A 16091-nucleotide genomic window follows, 5' to 3' on the forward strand; every position below is an offset into this window, starting at 1 on the left:
ATTATCCGTACAGCGTCGGCAGGGTCCCTTCCCACACCTCGCGCAGCTCGGTCATGGGGATCGAGAACAGACCTTGGATCTCGACGGAGTCGGATCCCTCGTCGACGACACCGATGCGCACCCACGGCATGTTCCGTGCAGTGCACATTCCGGTGAATCGCGATTCCTCGGTGCGCGGTACCGCGACGAGCACGCGCCCGGCCGACTCGGAGAACAGCGTCACGAACGGATCGGCGTCCTCCGGCAGGAGAATCCGGCAGCCCGTTTCGCCGGCGAGAGCGGCCTCCACGACAGCCTGCACGAGTCCACCCTCGGACAGATCGTGCGCGGCCGAGATCAGACCGTCACGCGAGCCCGCGGTGAGGATTTCCGACAGCAGACGCTCGCGCTCGAGGTCGACCTTCGGAGGAACGCCACCGAGGTGATCGTGCTCCACCTGCGCCCAGATCGATCCGTCGAACTCGTCGCGGGTCTCGCCGAGCAGGATGAGCGTCTCCCCCGGCTCGAGGCCGATGCCCGTGGGAATGCGGCGGTGCACATCGTCGATCACGCCGAGCACGGCGACGACCGGCGTCGGCAGGATCGCGGTGGCACCGGTCTGGTTGTAGAAGCTGACGTTGCCGCCGGTGACCGGGATGCCGAGCTGCGCGCAGCCGTCCGCGAGACCGCGCACGGCCTGCTGGAACTGCCACATCACGCCGGGATCCTCCGGCGATCCGAAGTTCAGGCAGTTCGACACGGCCTTCGGGGTCGCGCCCGTGACCGCGACGTTGCGGTAGGCCTCCGCGAGGGCGAGCTGGGCACCCGCATACGGATCGAGCTGGGTGTAGCGACCGGAGGCGTCGGTGGCGAGCGCGATACCGCGTCCGGTGGACTCGTCGATGCGGACCACACCGGCGTCGGCGTTCTCGGCGAGCACGGTGTTGCCGCGCACGTACCGGTCGTACTGCTCGGTGATCCACTTGCGGCTGCACAGTGCCGGCGACGCCAGCATCTTCAGCAGGGTGGCACGCAGTTCGTCCGCGCTCTCCGGACGCTTCAGGCCCGCGGTGGTGTTCGCGACCAGTGCGTCCTGCGATGCCGGACGTTCCACGGGACGCTCGTAGACCGGGCCCTCGTGTGCCACGGTGCGCGGCGGCACGTCCACGACCGTCTCGCCGTGCCAGTCGATGACGAGGCGATCGCCATCGGTGACCTCACCGATGACGGTAGCCAGGACGTCCCACTTCTTGCACACCGCCATGAAGGCGTCGACGTTCTCGGGCTCGACGACCGCGCACATGCGTTCCTGGGATTCCGAGGACAGCACCTCGGCCGGGGTCATGCCCTTCGCGCGCGTCGGGACACGCTCGAGATAGATGTGCATACCACCGTCGCCGGCGGCAGCGAGTTCGGATGTCGCGCAGGACAGGCCGGCACCGCCGAGGTCCTGGATGCCGACGACGAGCTTCTCACGGTAGAGGTCGAGGCAGCACTCGATGAGCACCTTCTCGGTGAAGGGGTCGCCAACCTGCACGCTCGGGAGCTTCTTGGGGCGGCCGCCCTCACTGTCGTCGAACGTCTCGGAGGCGAGGACAGACACGCCACCGATACCGTCGAGGCCGGTGCGAGCACCGAACAGGATGACCTTGTTGCCGGTACCCGAGGCATGAGCCAGGTGCAGGTCCTCGACACGCATCGCTCCGGCGCACAGCGCATTCACGAGCGGGTTGCCCTGGTAGGAGGCGTCGAAGACGGTCTCGCCACCGACGTTGGGCAGGCCGAGCGAGTTGCCGTAACCGCCGATACCGCGCACGACACCGTCGACGACGCGGCGGGTGTCGGGATGATCGGCAGCGCCGAAACGCAGCTGATCCATCACCGCGATCGGACGGGCGCCCATCGCCATGATGTCGCGGACGATTCCACCCACGCCGGTCGCGGCACCCTGATAGGGCTCGATGTAGGACGGGTGGTTGTGCGACTCGACCTTGAAGGTCACGGCCCAGCCGTCACCGATGTCGACGACACCGGCGTTCTCGCCGATGCCGGCGAGCATCGAGGTGCGCATCTCGTCGGTGGTGGTCTCGCCGAAGTAGCGCAGGTGCACCTTCGAGGACTTGTACGAGCAGTGCTCGGACCACATCACCGAGTACATGGCGAGTTCGGCGTCGGTAGGACGACGGCCCAGGATCTCCTTGATCCGGTCGTACTCGTCTTCCTTCAGACCCAGCTCCCGATAGGGCTGAGCGGCATCGGGGGTTTCTGCGGCGTGGGAGACGGTATCCACGTGCGGTGACACTGGGCGTCGGGTCCCTTCACTCTGGGATCGAAAACGGCAGGCCGGGCGGGAACTGCCGGGGACCAGTCTATCCGTGTGCAGGGGCGACAGGGTTCACCGGTGCGGGAACGAGTGTCGACGGTGTGACGGTCACCTCGCTGCCCACCGCATCCAAGGTGACGGTGCCGGAGTGCTCACCGTCGAATCGGTACCACCCGTCCACCAGGGTGAAGGCCGCGATCACGGGCGGGCCACCGAGGTCGACGATCCAGTACTGGGGCACTCCGGCTTCCGCGTACTCGGAGAACTTGGTGACCCGATCGGTGCGGGCGGTGCCGTCGACGGTGACCTCCACGATCAGTTTCACCTCGGAGATCGGCGCCCGGTCGGGATCGGCCTCCACCAGGGAGCTTCCCACCACGATCACGTCGGGGCAGCGCACGGTCAGCGGGTTCTCCGTCACCAGCACCTCGGCGCCTCCGAGCGCGCACCATTCGTCGGGCAGGTTCTCGTCGAGGAGCAACGCCAGGGTCACCGCGGCATGATCGTGCGCCGTGCCCGGGCTGGGCGCCGCGATGAGTACGCCCTCGCACACCTCCATATGGTGGCCTTCGGATTCGGGCATGGCCGACCACTCGTCGAGGGACAGCAGATGATCGGGGTAGGACGGGACGTTCACGGCATTCCCCCGTTCTGACCGACCGGACAGGACCGCCTCCAGTGTGTCACCGGACGGCGTCCCGGGGCGGGCGAACGCGGTCACGACACCGGCGTCAGGAAAGCTGTCAGGGCCTGCGCGTAAGTCGTCACGTCGTCCGTACCCATGAATTCCCGCGCCGAGTGCATGGCGAGTTGCGGAGCACCGACGTCGACGGTCGTGATACCCGTCCTCGAGGCGGTGATCGGGCCGATCGTGGAGCCGCACGGCAGGTCGGCGCGATGTACGTACCGCTGCAGCGGGACCCCGGCCTGCTCGCAGGCCAGCGCAAATGCTCCGGCGCCGGTCGCATCGCTCGCGTACCGCAGGTTCTGGTTCACCTTCAGGACCGGGCCGCCACCGACGGCGATGCGGTGGGCGGGTTCGTGGCGCTCGGGATAGTTGGGATGGGTCGCGTGGGCCATGTCGCCCGACGCGACGATCGAACCGGAACGAGCGCGCAGGAACTCCTCGCGTCCGCCGCCCCTGCTCAGGACGATCCGCTCGAGGACGGTGTTGAGCAGTTCCGAGAACGCACCCCGGTCGGACATGCTGCCGACCTCCTCGTGGTCGAACAGAGCGAGCAGCGGCATCGGGCCACCGTGCGCGGCGACGTGGTCTGCGGCATCGAGCAGCGCGTGCATGCCCGCGTAGCAGGTGGCCTGATTGTCGAGACGCGGCGCGCTGAGCAATGACCGATCGGCCCCGACGATCGAGCTGGGGGCGAGGTCGTGGGTCATCAGTTCCCAACCGAGCACGCTGCCCGGGTCGATCCGGTGCTGTTCGGCGACCCACGCGATGAACGAGCGCGGTTCGGTCCCGATTCCCCAGACACCGTTCACATGGCGCTGCGGGTCGAGTTGCACGCCCTTGCGATCCTCCGACAGATGGATTGCGAGCTGCGGTACGCGCAGTACCGGCGCGTCGACGCGGACGAGAACGTCCTCGGTCCTGTCGCCCGAGCGCACGGTGAACCGACCGGAGATCCCGAGGTCGCGGTCGAGCCACGAATTCAGCCATGCACCGCCGTACGGTTCGAGACCCACCAGTCGCCAGCCGGCCGACGTGAGGTCGGGATGCTGCTTGACGCGCAGGTTGGGACTGTCGGTGTGGCCGCCGACGATGCGGAACGGTGCGGCCGGATCGTCGGCGACGCCCTCGGTGCTCCACGCGAGCAGGGATCCGCCGCGCACCAGGAAGAAGCGACCGGGCTCGGAGGGCCAGACCTGCTGCTCGCCCAGCTCGGCGAAGCCCGCCTCCGCCAGTGCCGCCGCGACGGTCGCGCACACATGGAACGGCGACGGCGACAGGTCGACGAAATTACAGAGTCCCTGAGCATCGGCACGCGTGGAAGACATGCCTGCATCTTCGCATCAGGTGCACGGCGGGTGCTCGCCGACGACCGGCTCGCCGCCTTCCGGGTGCCTCAGTGTTCCGAGGAGACGCAGAAGAGGTTGCCGTCCGGGTCTGCGAGCGTCACCCAGCGGAAATCCTCGCCCATGTCCTCACGGTGGACCTCCTTTGCACCCGCCCGTGTGAAGCGCTCGACCTCGGCATCGACGTCGGCGGTGACGAGGTCGATGTGCACGCGATTCTTCCCGGGCGTCGGGTCGGGCACCTTCTGGAAGCCCAACCGGATGCCTTGCGGCAGAGAGACGATGAAGAACCAGCCTTCGTTCTCCTGCTCGATACGACCGCCCGTGCGCTCGGCCCACCAGCTCGCGAGGGGTCCCGGATCGGACGTGTCGAAGGTGATCATCCCGATGGTCGCTGTCATGGCGGGACGGTACCGCGCGGTCCCGACACGGGCACAGGAAACGAGGGTCCGATTTGCGTAGTCCTACTCAGGACAACCCGACTCCGGCGGGGCAGACTGATGCGCGATGTTGCGTCAGGGGGGATGGCGGCGGCATCGCCGGGACTTGATCGGGGGGTCGAGCGCCCGGATACAGAACGAGGGACCTCGCAGCCGGTCGGGACGGGTGCGAGGTCCCTCGCTCGCTTTCCCGTGAAACGAGCGACGTCCCCACCGACCGGGGTCGGCGGGGACGTCGAGAAGATTCGGCTGTGGGCTCAGGCGTTCACGACGGCGTCGAGAACGCTGTAGAAGATGCCCAGCCCGTCGTCACTGGGGCCGGTCAGCGCCTCGGTGGCGTGCTCGGGGTGCGGCATGAGACCGACGACCCTGCCGTTCGCCGACGAGATGCCCGCGATGCCGCGCTGCGAACCGTTCGGGTTGTCGCCCGCATAGCGGAAGACGACGCGACCCTCACCTTCGAGTTCGTCGAGCACCTTCTCCGATGCCTGGTAGCGGCCCTCGCCGGACTTGAGCGGAACGAGAATCTCGGCGCCGGGCTCGTAACGCGAGGTCCACGCGGTGGTGGCGGACTCGACCTTCAACCACTCGTCGCGGCAGACGAAGTGCAGTCCGGCGTTGCGGGTGAGCGCGCCGGGCAGCAGTCCCGCCTCGCACAGCACCTGGAAACCGTTGCAGATTCCGAGGACGGGCATGCCGTTCCGAGCTGCCTCGACGACCTTGCCCATCACGGGCGCGAAACGGGCGATGGCGCCACAGCGCAGGTAATCGCCGTAGGAGAAGCCGCCCGGCACGATCACCGCGTCGACGTTCTTGAGGTCGGCGTCCCCGTGCCACAGGCTCACGGCCTCACCACCGGCGAGATTCACCGCGCGGGAGGCGTCGACGTCGTCGAGGGTCCCCGGGAAGGTGATGACTCCGATGCGTGCGCTCATGCGTCACCGTCGATCCACCGGATGGCCCAGTCCTCGATCACCGTGTTGGCGAGCAACGACTCGGCGATCTTCTCGAGCTCGGCGTCGTCGACACTGCCGTCGATCTCGAGCTCGAAACGCTTGCCTTGACGGACGTCGGTCACGCCCGCGAAGCCCAGCCGCGACAGCGCCCCGGTGATGGCTTGACCCTGCGGGTCGAGAATCTCGGCTTTGGGCATGACTTCGACGACGACACGCGCCACGTGCTGCTCCTCGTTAGTAGTGCTGGCGCCCGGGAACGGACACCGGACATCCAGCAGTTTACCGGCCGCAGCCGCCGGACCGAGCATCGGCCGAGATCACGACGTGCGAGACCCGCCGGGTCCGTTCAACCGCGTTCGTCGGCAACGATTTCGCGTACCCGAGGCGCGACCTCCGCGGCGAAGCGTTCGAGATCGGCCCGTTCGTCGCTTCCGAGGACGAAGGTGCTGGTCCCGTGTCGCAGCGTCAGTGCGGCGAGTTGTTCGGCCCAGACCCCGGGCGGTCCGTGCAGGAACGACCCGTCCGCGACGTCTGCGAAGGTTCCCGAGATGTTGTAGAGGCGACGGATCGCAGCCGGATCGCGCCCGGCCTGCTGCGCGCCCTCGTCGACGCGGGCGCTCATCTCCCCCAGCTTGTCGGGCCCCGCAGCGAACGAACTCGGCAACCACCCGTCGGCGAGCCGCCCGGCGACACCGAGGGTCCGCTTGCCGTACGCACCGATCCAGATGCCCGGATCGTGGGCGGGGAAGGGACCTCGCTTGGCGCCGGCGAGCCGGTAGTACTCACCGTCGACCCGGGCCGCACCCTTCTCGTCCGACCACAGAGCGCGGATCACCTCGATCGCCTCGACCAGTGCGTCGACCGCCTCACCCGGACTGCGACGAGGTCCGCCGTTGGCGACGACCGCGTCCCAGAAGGCGCCCGAGCCGAGCCCGAGTTCGACGCGTCCGCCACTGAGCAGGTCCAGCGACGCCACGCTCCGCGCGAGGATCACCGGACCCCGCAGGGGCAGGTTCGCCACGTCGGGCGCCACCGTCACGGTCGTCGTCCGCGCGGCGATCCAGCCGAGCAACGTCCAGGTGTCGAGAAAGCGTGACTGATAGGGATGGTCCTGGATCGCCACCAGGTCGAGTCCGGCACGCTCCGACACCATGGCGAGATCGACGACGCGCACCGGATCGGCGGCGGAGGGAGTGAGGAAACTGCCGAACCGGAGTCCCTGTCCGTAGTCGGGCATCTCAGGAGCCTTCCGATGCCGAGCGCACGCCGTGGCGGCTGACGATCGAGATGCGGTTGAACGAGTTCATCGCGATGGCGACCCACGCGACGGCCGAAAGCTGATCATCGGTGAGGTGCTCCCGCGCTTCGGCGTACGCGCGGTCCTGCTCGTAGGTGGACGGCAACAGCGTGACCGACTCGGCGAGCGCGAGCGCGGCGCGTTCCTGCTCGGTGAACAGGTCGGTCTCGCGCCAGGCCGACAGCACTGCGAGCCGCTGCGTCCTTTCACCACCCTTCAGGGCGTCGCGGACGTGGACGTCGAGGCAGTACGCGCAGCCGTTGATCTGGGAGACGCGGATGTTGAGGAGTTCGACGAGGCTGCGGTCGAGACCGGCCTCCGCCACCGCCTCCCGGACGGCGCCCGCCACCGCGACCTGCGCTCGATAGACGGGCCGGCTCTGCTTGTCGATGAGAACGCGCGGTGTGTCGGAGGTCGTCACTTCTGCTCCTCGAATCGGTCCTCGGCGTGAAGGGGCGCGCGGCACGTCCGGGTCGGCGGCATACTCGACGGCATGCGACTGACCCATTTCGGCCATTCCTGCATCCTCGTCGAACATTCGGGTGCGAAACTCCTTTTCGACCCAGGCAATTTCTCCCACGGATTCGAAGGCATCACCGGACTCGACGCGATCCTGGTGACCCACCAGCATCCCGACCACGCCGACACCACCCGGTTGCCCGCGCTGCTCGAGGCGAACCCCGGCGCCGCATTGTTCTCCGACCCTCAGTCGGCGGCCCTGCTCGAGGGTGATTGGACAGCGGTGCGTCCCGGCGACTCCTTCTCCGTCGGATCGGTCACCGTGCGCGGCACGGGTGGCCGCCACGCGGTGATCCATCCCGACATGCCGGTCATCGACAACACCGCCTTCCTCGTCGGCGACGACGACAATCCGTCACGGCTGCTGCACCCCGGCGACTCGCTGTACATTCCGAACGAGCGCGTCGACGTCCTCGCCCTTCCGTCCACCGCGCCGTGGCTCAAGATCTGGGAGGCGATCGATTACCTGCGTGCGGTGAACCCCAGGGTCGCCGTGCCGATCCACCAGGGCATCGTCAACGACAACGGTCGCGGGATCTTCTACGGCCGCTACAGCGAAATGGCCCCGGACGGCACCGAGTTCCGCGTGCTGCCGCACGAGGACGGAGTCGAGGTCTGACGTCGAGGTGATCCGTCAGCGGGCGGCGGCGCGACCCGCCGCCCGACCGGAGAAGATGCATCCGCCGAGGAAGGTGCCCTCGAGCGACCGGTAGCCGTGGACGCCCCCGCCACCGAAACCGGCGACCTCACCGGCAGCGAAGAGTCCGTCGAAGACCGAGCCGTCGGATCGCAGTACGCGCGAGGACAGGTCGGTCTCGAGCCCACCGAGCGTCTTGCGCGTGAGCAGATGCAGCTTGACGGCGATGAGCGGTCCCGCCTTCGGGTCGAGGATGCGATGCGGGGCGGCGATCCGGACGACGCGGTCGGGCGCGTAGGCCCGTGCCGCACGCACCGCGGCGACCTGCAGATCCTTCGTGTACTTGTTGTCCATCTCGCGGTCGCGCGCCTCGACCACCGAGCGCACCTGTTCGTAGTCGAGCGGCGCGTCGGGGGTGAGTTCGTTCATTCCTGCGACGAGATCTGCGAGCGTGTCGCGGACGACGAAGTCCACGCCGCGCTGCTTGAAAGCCTCCACAGGTCCTGGCGCACCCGACTTGACGCGCTGCAGCAGCAACCGCAGGCTGCGTCCGGTCAGGTCGGGATTCTGCTCGGAACCCGACAGCCCGAATTCCTTCTCGATGATCTTCTGGTCGAGCACGAACCAGGTGTGGTCGTGCCCCGTGCTCACGATGTATTCGAGGGTGCCGAGAGTGTCGAAGCCGGGGAACAGAGGCACCGGCAACCGTTTGCCGGTGGCGTCGAGCCAGAGCGACGACGGGCCGGGCAGGATCCGGATACCGTGCTCGGGCCACACCGGGTCGTAGTTGGTGATGCCTTCGGTGTAGTGCCACATGCGGTCGCGGTTGACGATGTTGCCACCGGCCTTCTCGGTGATCTCGAGCATCCGGCCGTCGACGTGCGCCGGCACGCCACTGAGCATGTGTTTCGGCGGATTCCCCATCCGCTCGGGCCAGTTCTTCTTGACGAGCTCGTAGTTCCCGCCGATTCCGCCGGAGGTGACGATGACGGCTCCGGCGGAGAACTCGAAATCACCGACGACGGTGCGTGAGGACGCCACGCCTCGTGGCGCGTCGGTGGGTTCGAGGACCGCACCGCGCACACCGGTGGCCACCCCGTCGGTGACCACGAGTTCGTCGACCCGGTGCCGGTGTTTCAGGGTGACGAGTCCGCGTTCGACTCCCTCACGAAGCTTCCTCTCGAAGATCTCGACGAGACCCGGGCCGGTGCCCCAGGTGATGTGGAATCGAGGTACCGAGTTGCCGTGCCCTGCAGCGTCGTATCCTCCGCGTTCGGCCCAGTTGACCATCGGGAAGATCTTCAGGCCGCGCTGCTTCAGCCAGGCGTGCTTCTCCCCCGCAGCGAACTCGACGTAGGCCTGCGCCCACCGACGCGGCCAACGATCCTCCATCTCACGGTCGAAACCGGCCGTGCCCATCCAGTCCTGCAGCGCGAGCTCGTATGAATCCTTGATCCCGAGACGCCGCTGTTCGGGACTGTCGACGAAGAACAGCCCCCCGAACGACCAGAACGCTTGGCCGCCGATGTTGTTCGAGTTCTCTTGATCGACCAGAAGGACTCGGCGCCCTGCGTCGACGAGCTCGCCGACCGCCACTAGTCCCGCGAGCCCGGCCCCCACCACGATCACGTCAGCGTCCATGGCCGCCAACACTACCGAGCAGACGCGACGACCGGGAGTCCCACTGCGGTCGGTGGGCTCACGCGGCGGCAGTCCCCCCGCGACGCCGTTGCCGGCCGTAGACCGCCGGCTCGGCGCCGTTGCGCAGCGCGATGTCCACGGCGTCGAGGACGGCCTGCCGGAGTCCGGGCTCGGCGAGCCGGGGACCCGTGATCGCCAGCCGGAGCAGATCACCCCGCCGCGCCACGCGTGACGCGCCCATCACCATCGCCCGTCGCCCCCACGATTCCGCCTTCGCACCCTCGCCGAAGCCGTACACACGTGACTTCGTCACGGTGCCCGCAACGAGATCGTGGATACCGGCGAGATCGGCCATCAGCCGGAAGCCGGCCTGCGGGAGCGCCGCCTCCGCACCCGCCGAGGCGACCCAACGCGGCGGAGCGAACAACCGCGTGCGGAGTCCGGTCTCCTCGAGCACACGATCCGCCGCGAGCAGGCGCAGCCGCGCCTCGTGTTGCGGCAGTCTCTCGAACTCTGCGCGGCGACGCTTCGTCGCAGCCTGGTCGTAGCCGTGCAACACGATCGCGTCGCCGCCCTCGCGCCGTTCCAGCAGCCACTCCTGCGTCGCCGGATCCTGCACGAGGCGGTAGTGGTCCTTCAGGCGCGGGGCGACGAACAACGACAGCGGCACCTCGCGCGCATCCATCTCGCGTGCGAAGCCGTCCACCACGTCGCGCGTGACATCCCGGATACCCGACACCGAGACGATGATCTGTCCGCTCATGACTGTGAGCCTGCTGCACACGGGTGAACGGAAGCCTGCACGGCAGGGGAAGTCCCGGTGAACCCCTTCCGGACCGTCCTGTATCCCGCTGATCGGGACTGTGTCGGCCGACACATTCGGGTGGGCATAGCGTCCGGGCGTGGCAGTCCTGAACCAGACGTATACGCGCCTCCTCTCCCCCGGCACCATCGGTCCCATCGCCCTGGACAACCGGGTGGTGATGCCCGCCATGGACATGAACCTCTGCGAGGACGGGGAGATCGAGCAGGGCGACATCGACCATTTCGTCGCGCGCGCCGCCGGGGGCACGGGACTGATCATCACCGGGTGCTGCGCGGTCGCCTATCCGGCCGGATGCGCGAGCACGAAGGAACCCGGTTTGTCCGAGGACCGCTTCATCCCCGGGCTGCGCGCTCTCGCAGACGCCGTTCACGAAGCCGGCAGCAAACTGTGCGTGCAGATGGTCCACCACGGCAAGGTCGCACGCATCGACACGCTGCAGGGCCGGCCGCAGCTCGTGCCGAGCACCCCGAAGCCACCGAGCGACATGAGCGCGATGGCCGACTGCACACCCGAGGAACTACAGCGTATGGCCGCCATCCAGGGCGGCAGGCAGGCCACCTACAACGAGGCCACCGAGAGCGACATCGAGTGGCTCGTGCGGATGTTCGCCGAGGCCGCCGGCCGGGTCGCCACCGCCGGAGCCGACGCCGTGGAGATCCACGCAGCTCACAACTACGTCCTCGGCGCCTTCCTCAGCCGGTACACCAATCAGCGCACCGACGAGTACGGCGGGTCGCTGGAGAACCGCGCCCGATTGACTTGCGAGGTGATCCGCGCGGTCAAGGATGCAGTGGGCGACCGACTCGCCGTCATCGTGCGGCTCGCAGGAGAAGAATACGGTGAGACGAACGGGCTGACCGTCGAGGAATCTTCCGCTGCCGCAGTACTGTTCGAGCAAGCAGGTGCCGACGCCCTCCACGTCACTGGGACCGCGCTGAACGCCTTCGCGAACTTCACCGACGGCCCGCTGCCAGACAAGGTCGGCTTCTACACCCACAACGCCGCTGTCATCAAACGCGCGGTGTCGATCCCGGTCATCACCGTCGGCCGCATGCTCCCGGAGGTCGGCGAGCGGATGATCGCCGAGGGTGCCACCGATTTCGTCGCCATGGGCCGGCAGTTGCTGGCAGATCCCGCTCTGGTCGCCAAACTGCAGGAGGGGCGCACCGAGCAGATCCGCCCGTGCATCAACTGCTACGTCTGTGTGCAGGAGAACTTCTGGGACGCCACGCCGATCTGCGCGGTCAATCCGGCGTTGGGCAACGAGACTCTCGTGCCGTTCGTACGCAGCACCACGTCGAAGCATGTCGTGGTCGTCGGAGCCGGACCGGGAGGCCTCGAAGCCGCACGGGTCGCGACCGAACGCGGGCATCGCGTCACCGTCCTCGACAAGGCCGACCGGCTCGGCGGGACGCTGTGGTTCTCGACCCTCACCACCCCCGACAACGAGCGTCTGCTGAAGTGGCTGACCGCCGAGACCACCCGCCTCGGCATCGACGTCCGGCTCGGCACCGAGGCCACCGCGGCATCGGTGCGCGCCCTGGATCCGGACGTGGTGGTCGTCGCGACCGGCGCAGTGCGGGAACGACCGGCCGTACCCGGAGGCGACCTGCCGCACGTGCACACCGGCGACAGTATGCGCGCGCTCATGACGGGTGCGGGTGACGTCTCGGATCAGTCTCCGGTTCTGCGCCTGATGGGTCGTCTGGGCAAGCTCGCGGGCATCACCACGAGTCCGGAGAGAATCCGCACCCTGAGCCGGAGGTACCTGCGGTTTCTGCCGATGGCCAAGGATGTCGTCGTCATCGGCGGGACACTCGTCGGGCTCGAACTCGCCGAGTTCATGGCCGAGCGGGGCAGCCGTGTGACGCTGCTCGCCGAGGGACAGCAACTCGGGGTCCCGATGGCGATGCCGCGCAGGTGGACTGCCGTCAAACATGCCCGCGAAGTGGGACTCGAGGTGCATCGCAACGCCACCGTCGAGCGAATCACTTCGAAGACAGTGGAATTCACGGTGGGTGGGGAGACCAAGTCGGTACGCGCCCGCATGGTCGTCGTCGCGTCCGGTGTGTCGGCGGCTACTCCACTCGCCGACGAGCTCGCAGGATCCGGCGTCGACGTCCGCATCGTCGGCGACGCGGGCCGGGTCGACTACATCGAGGGCGCTATCCACTCGGCATGGAAGGTCGCGACCGAGCTGTGACCCCGGAGGTCGCGACCGAGCTGTGCCGGTCGCGACCCCACGAGGTCAGGCGTCGCGGACGCCCGTGCTCACGAATCTGTCGCGATGTACGGCGTCTTCGAGTGGCCGGCCCCGGCGCCACCCGAAGCGTTCGAGGTCGGGTACTTCCTGCAGCCGCGTGACAGGACCGACGCACAGCCATGCGATGGGTCGCACCGGACGGCTCACTCCGACGAAATCTGCGAGGAAGTCCTCCTCGTAGAACGACACCCAGCCCACGCCGAGACCTTCGGCCGTAGCGGCGAGCCAGAGATTCTGGATTGCCAGCACGGCCGAGAAGAGACCCGATTCGTCGATGGTGTGACGGCCGAGAATGTGCTTGCCGCCGCGTTCGGGGTCGTAGGTGACGACGATTCCGGTACCCGATTCGACGATGCCTTCGACCTTGATGGGATCGAAGGTGCTCTTGCGGTCTTCGGGGAGCGAGTCGGCGAACGCCTTCCGGCAGCCGGCGACGTGCTCCGCGAACTGCGACAGACGCCCTCGGTCCTGTACGACGACGAAATCCCAGGGCTGCGTGTTCCCGACGCTGGGTGCGTGATGGGCAGCCTGCAGGATCCGCGTCAGTACGTCCTCGTCGAGTCGCTCACCGCTGAACTCGGCACGCACGTCGCGACGCATACGGATGATGTCGTACAGCGCTTCTCGCGCTTCGGTGCTGAACATGTCGTCTCAGGCCGGCAGGACCGCTTCGATGGCATCGATGACCTCGGGTGCATCAGGTTCGGTGCGGGGACGGAATCGGTTCACGACGGTGCCGTCAGGGGCGATGAGGAACTTCTCGAAGTTCCACTGGATGTCGCCCGCCTCGCCGCTCGCGTCGGGGTGTTGCGTGAGCTCGGCGTAGAGCGGATGCCGGTTCTCGCCGTTGACCTCGATCTTCTCGAGCAGCGGGAAGGTCACGCCGTAGGTGGTGGAGCAGAACTCCTGGATCTCCTCCGGCGTACCGGGTTCCTGGCCCATGAACTGGTTGCACGGTACTCCGATGACGAACAGACCGCGGTCGCGGTAGTCCTGCGCGAGTTGCTCGAGGGCCGTGTACTGCGGCGTCAGTCCGCACTTCGACGCGACGTTGACGACGAGAACCGCATGGCCCTCGTACGCACCGAGATTCGTGGGTTCCCCCGAAAGGGTGTTGATCGAGATGTCCTGCAAAGGCGTGGTCATGCTTCCAAACTAGCGTGTGCTCGATCACGCTCCGAACAGCGGCGCTACATCCTTGTCCCCGGAAGCTTGTGGGCCTGTGAGCCCGCTTCCGGAACTGCTCATCCGCCCCCTTTTCCGGGAACGGGAGCGCCCGAGGGAAACTTCGTGGGCTCACGTAGGGATCGTGGGTGAACGAGCGCCGTTCAGGAGACTCGATCGAACTCGTCCTCGATATCCCACTGCAGTTCTTCCGTGCTGTAATCCTGCGCAAGCTCACGGGCCCGGATGAACTGTGTGGCGATCAGTCGGGAGGTGCGCAGGACCGCTGCCGCGGCCTTCGTCCTGTCGAGGCGACCGGTCGCCGCCGAGACACTCACCGCGGCGATCGGGCGGCCGTTGACGAGCACCGGCGATGCGACCGCACTCATCCCCACGCTGAATTCGTCGCAGGCCCAGGAATGCCCGTTCTCGCGCACCTCGACGAGCTGCGACTGCAACCGGCCCGCGTGCCGGACGGTACGGCTCGAGCGCGGTTCCTGAAGGAGGTGATGGGCGATCGCCTTCTCACGGTTCTCGGCGTCGAGGAAGGCGGCGAGTGCCTTGCCTGACGCGGTGCTCAGAGCCGGTGCTCGGCCCCCGACGACGGGAGTGACGATCCGGTTACGCGAACTCGTGATCTGATCGATGAGGATGACCTCCCACGATTCGAGGACGGACAGTCCCACAGTGGCGCCGACGTGCAGGAACAGGTCGCCGAGCAGGGGTGCGGCGACTTCCTTGAGGCCGGTCGGACGACTGTGGACGAAGTGGTTGCCCAGCTCGAACATCTTGATTCCGAGACGGTACTGGTTGCCGTTGCGGATGACGTGTCCGCTCGCAGTCAGCTGACCGAGGATGCGGAAGGCCGTCGATTTCGGCAGCGAGGTGCGCTGGGCCAGTTCGGTCAAGCTCATGGTGTGCCCGGCGGCGAGGAACGCGTCGAGCAGCGACAGTGCACGACCGACAGCGATGCTCGGCTTGACATTGACAGCCGATTCCTGAGGGTTTCCGGAACTCACGGTTCACTGCCTTTCACCTTATGACGACGGTCACCCCCGATTTTCGAAGTCAACCACACCCATGGGCACGGTAAGGAATTCACCCCTGGTGGCCGTGTGCGTGGGTCAGGGGCTCGAAACCCACCTCGTACTCCGCTTCTGCTCGCACGACCGCCACGGTCCCGAAGACGGTTGAACGCAGCACTGCCCTGGCTCCCGGGCCGAGTTCGTGTGCCGGACCGGTTTCCGGGAGGACGAGCACTTCCCCGACGGACACCGGCCCGAACAGCTCCACCGATCGACGCAGCACCGAAACCAAATGCAGCGACGCGGACGGATGCGGACAGTACGACGCCCTGGCGTCACCCACCTCGACGTCGAGGACGGTTTCTGCCAGGTCGGTGCCGGACGGTGCGATCCAGGTGTCGGAGATGGCGACGTGTCCGGCGTGAGCGTTGTCCGCGATGCACTCGAGGACCGACGGTCCTGCGGGTCCACCGACCCGTGGGCAACGGACGACCAGCGCCGCATGCACGCCTTCCACGGCCCCGAGGATCTCCGCGACCGTCGCGTCCGGCCGGTCGATCTTCCGTCCGACCCGCAGCGCGAGTGTCGCGGAGACCTGCGGCCGGACGAGGAGGGTGTCGGGGATACCAGTGCCCGTGGCATGCACCGAACCGCCGAAGTAGTAGCCGCCGACCGCCACCTCGCCGTCAGGGGTGTCGATCACGGTCACCCCCCGGCCCGCCACTCGGCATCCTTCCTCGACACCTCGCCGGAAATTGGTGACCGCCACGTACTCGGCGCCCTGCTCGGCGTACGGCGCCAGCACTGCGTCGGCGGCCCGGGCCGGGCGGCCGGTCAGCCCGGCATTGAACAGCATGTTGGCAACCATGCCCAACGCCGCCAGTTTGGGGGCTTCGTCCCACGGGGCCGGGGAGAGTGTGGTCATAGCGCTCATGGTGCAGATCACACGGGATCTCTGCGCAATCCGACGGTGCCACCTGACGGAACTCC

16 protein-coding genes are annotated in these 16091 nt (G+C 67.5%); 2 read left to right on the plus strand and 14 right to left on the minus strand.

Features of this window, described 5'->3' with window-relative positions; genetic code table 11:
• Position 1 precedes the first annotated feature (1 nt).
• From purL to ABZ789_RS03235, 8 genes are all read right to left on the minus strand, one after another.
• Positions 2 to 2281: a phosphoribosylformylglycinamidine synthase subunit PurL gene (gene purL / locus ABZ789_RS03200; RefSeq protein WP_358418776.1), complete on the minus strand. Its 2280-nt coding sequence runs from the start codon at positions 2279 to 2281 to the stop codon at positions 2 to 4.
• 67 nt (positions 2282 to 2348) lie between these two features.
• Positions 2349 to 2939, minus strand: coding sequence for a Uma2 family endonuclease (locus tag ABZ789_RS03205; RefSeq protein WP_358418779.1), 591 nt, complete (start codon positions 2937 to 2939; stop codon positions 2349 to 2351).
• 80 nt (positions 2940 to 3019) lie between these two features.
• A complete protein-coding gene (locus tag ABZ789_RS03210; protein ID WP_358418782.1) occupies positions 3020 to 4315 on the minus strand; it encodes a M18 family aminopeptidase in 1296 nt (431 codons plus the stop codon).
• A 68-nt stretch (positions 4316 to 4383) separates the two neighbouring features.
• Positions 4384 to 4734 (minus strand): VOC family protein, encoded by a 351-nt coding sequence (locus tag ABZ789_RS03215; RefSeq protein WP_358418785.1) that lies wholly within the window; start codon positions 4732 to 4734, stop codon positions 4384 to 4386.
• Between the two features lie 296 nt (positions 4735 to 5030).
• On the minus strand, positions 5031 to 5708 hold the full coding sequence (gene purQ, locus ABZ789_RS03220; protein ID WP_358418788.1) for a phosphoribosylformylglycinamidine synthase subunit PurQ: 678 nt from the start codon (positions 5706 to 5708) through the stop codon (positions 5031 to 5033).
• Positions 5705 to 5950, minus strand: a complete 246-nt coding sequence (purS, locus tag ABZ789_RS03225; protein WP_358418791.1) for a phosphoribosylformylglycinamidine synthase subunit PurS — start codon at positions 5948 to 5950, stop codon at positions 5705 to 5707. The genes purQ and purS overlap by 4 nt, the downstream gene beginning before the upstream one ends.
• A 125-nt stretch (positions 5951 to 6075) precedes the next feature.
• Positions 6076 to 6966: an LLM class flavin-dependent oxidoreductase gene (locus tag ABZ789_RS03230; RefSeq protein WP_358418794.1), complete on the minus strand. Its 891-nt coding sequence runs from the start codon at positions 6964 to 6966 to the stop codon at positions 6076 to 6078.
• A gap of 1 nt (position 6967) precedes the next feature.
• Positions 6968 to 7447 (minus strand): carboxymuconolactone decarboxylase family protein, encoded by a 480-nt coding sequence (locus ABZ789_RS03235; protein ID WP_358418797.1) that lies wholly within the window; start codon positions 7445 to 7447, stop codon positions 6968 to 6970.
• 72 nt (positions 7448 to 7519) lie between these two features.
• Here ABZ789_RS03235 and ABZ789_RS03240 point away from each other — a divergent pair, with 72 nt between their 5' ends.
• Positions 7520 to 8164, plus strand: coding sequence for an MBL fold metallo-hydrolase (locus ABZ789_RS03240; protein WP_358418800.1), 645 nt, complete (start codon positions 7520 to 7522; stop codon positions 8162 to 8164).
• Between the two features lie 15 nt (positions 8165 to 8179).
• On the opposite strand, the gene ABZ789_RS03245 is transcribed toward ABZ789_RS03240, so the two are convergent.
• Positions 8180 to 9823: an FAD-binding dehydrogenase gene (locus ABZ789_RS03245; RefSeq protein ID WP_358418803.1), complete on the minus strand. Its 1644-nt coding sequence runs from the start codon at positions 9821 to 9823 to the stop codon at positions 8180 to 8182.
• 58 nt (positions 9824 to 9881) lie between these two features.
• Positions 9882 to 10586: a DUF2334 domain-containing protein gene (locus ABZ789_RS03250; protein ID WP_358418806.1), complete on the minus strand. Its 705-nt coding sequence runs from the start codon at positions 10584 to 10586 to the stop codon at positions 9882 to 9884.
• Positions 10587 to 10725: 139 nt separating this feature from the next.
• Here ABZ789_RS03250 and ABZ789_RS03255 point away from each other — a divergent pair, with 139 nt between their 5' ends.
• Entirely contained in the window at positions 10726 to 12852 is a 2127-nt protein-coding gene (locus tag ABZ789_RS03255) for an FAD-dependent oxidoreductase (RefSeq protein WP_358418809.1), read from the plus strand.
• Positions 12853 to 12897: 45 nt separating this feature from the next.
• Here the strand turns inward: ABZ789_RS03255 and bluB are convergent, their stop codons facing one another.
• The 4 genes from bluB to ABZ789_RS03275 form a co-directional block, all read right to left on the minus strand.
• Complete coding sequence (gene bluB, locus ABZ789_RS03260; protein WP_358418812.1) at positions 12898 to 13557, minus strand: 5,6-dimethylbenzimidazole synthase; 660 nt, start codon at positions 13555 to 13557, stop codon at positions 12898 to 12900.
• 6 nt (positions 13558 to 13563) lie between these two features.
• Positions 13564 to 14058 (minus strand): glutathione peroxidase, encoded by a 495-nt coding sequence (locus tag ABZ789_RS03265; RefSeq protein WP_358418814.1) that lies wholly within the window; start codon positions 14056 to 14058, stop codon positions 13564 to 13566.
• A 182-nt stretch (positions 14059 to 14240) separates the two neighbouring features.
• On the minus strand, positions 14241 to 15095 hold the full coding sequence (locus ABZ789_RS03270) for an IclR family transcriptional regulator (protein ID WP_358418817.1): 855 nt from the start codon (positions 15093 to 15095) through the stop codon (positions 14241 to 14243).
• Positions 15096 to 15174: 79 nt separating this feature from the next.
• A complete protein-coding gene (locus ABZ789_RS03275; RefSeq protein ID WP_358418819.1) occupies positions 15175 to 16026 on the minus strand; it encodes a hypothetical protein in 852 nt (283 codons plus the stop codon).
• Positions 16027 to 16091: the final 65 nt, after the last annotated feature.

The sequence above is a fragment of the Rhodococcus sp. NPDC047139 genome (assembly GCF_040643435.1).
Taxonomy (GTDB): Bacteria; Actinomycetota; Actinomycetes; order Mycobacteriales; family Mycobacteriaceae; genus Rhodococcus.

Coding starts and splice junctions, on each gene's coding strand:
- ABZ789_RS03265 (WP_358418814.1), bottom strand. CDS start 14,058: ATGACCACGCCTTTGCAGGACATCTCGATCAACACCCTTTCGGGGGAA.
- ABZ789_RS03210 (WP_358418782.1), bottom strand. CDS start 4,315: ATGTCTTCCACGCGTGCCGATGCTCAGGGACTCTGTAATTTCGTCGAC.
- ABZ789_RS03250 (WP_358418806.1), bottom strand. CDS start 10,586: ATGAGCGGACAGATCATCGTCTCGGTGTCGGGTATCCGGGATGTCACG.
- ABZ789_RS03245 (WP_358418803.1), bottom strand. CDS start 9,823: ATGGACGCTGACGTGATCGTGGTGGGGGCCGGGCTCGCGGGACTAGTG.
- ABZ789_RS03230 (WP_358418794.1), bottom strand. CDS start 6,966: ATGCCCGACTACGGACAGGGACTCCGGTTCGGCAGTTTCCTCACTCCC.
- bluB (WP_358418812.1), bottom strand. CDS start 13,557: ATGTTCAGCACCGAAGCGCGAGAAGCGCTGTACGACATCATCCGTATG.
- purQ (WP_358418788.1), bottom strand. CDS start 5,708: ATGAGCGCACGCATCGGAGTCATCACCTTCCCGGGGACCCTCGACGAC.
- ABZ789_RS03240 (WP_358418800.1), top strand. CDS start 7,520: ATGCGACTGACCCATTTCGGCCATTCCTGCATCCTCGTCGAACATTCG.
- ABZ789_RS03275 (WP_358418819.1), bottom strand. CDS start 16,026: ATGACCACACTCTCCCCGGCCCCGTGGGACGAAGCCCCCAAACTGGCG.
- ABZ789_RS03215 (WP_358418785.1), bottom strand. CDS start 4,734: ATGACAGCGACCATCGGGATGATCACCTTCGACACGTCCGATCCGGGA.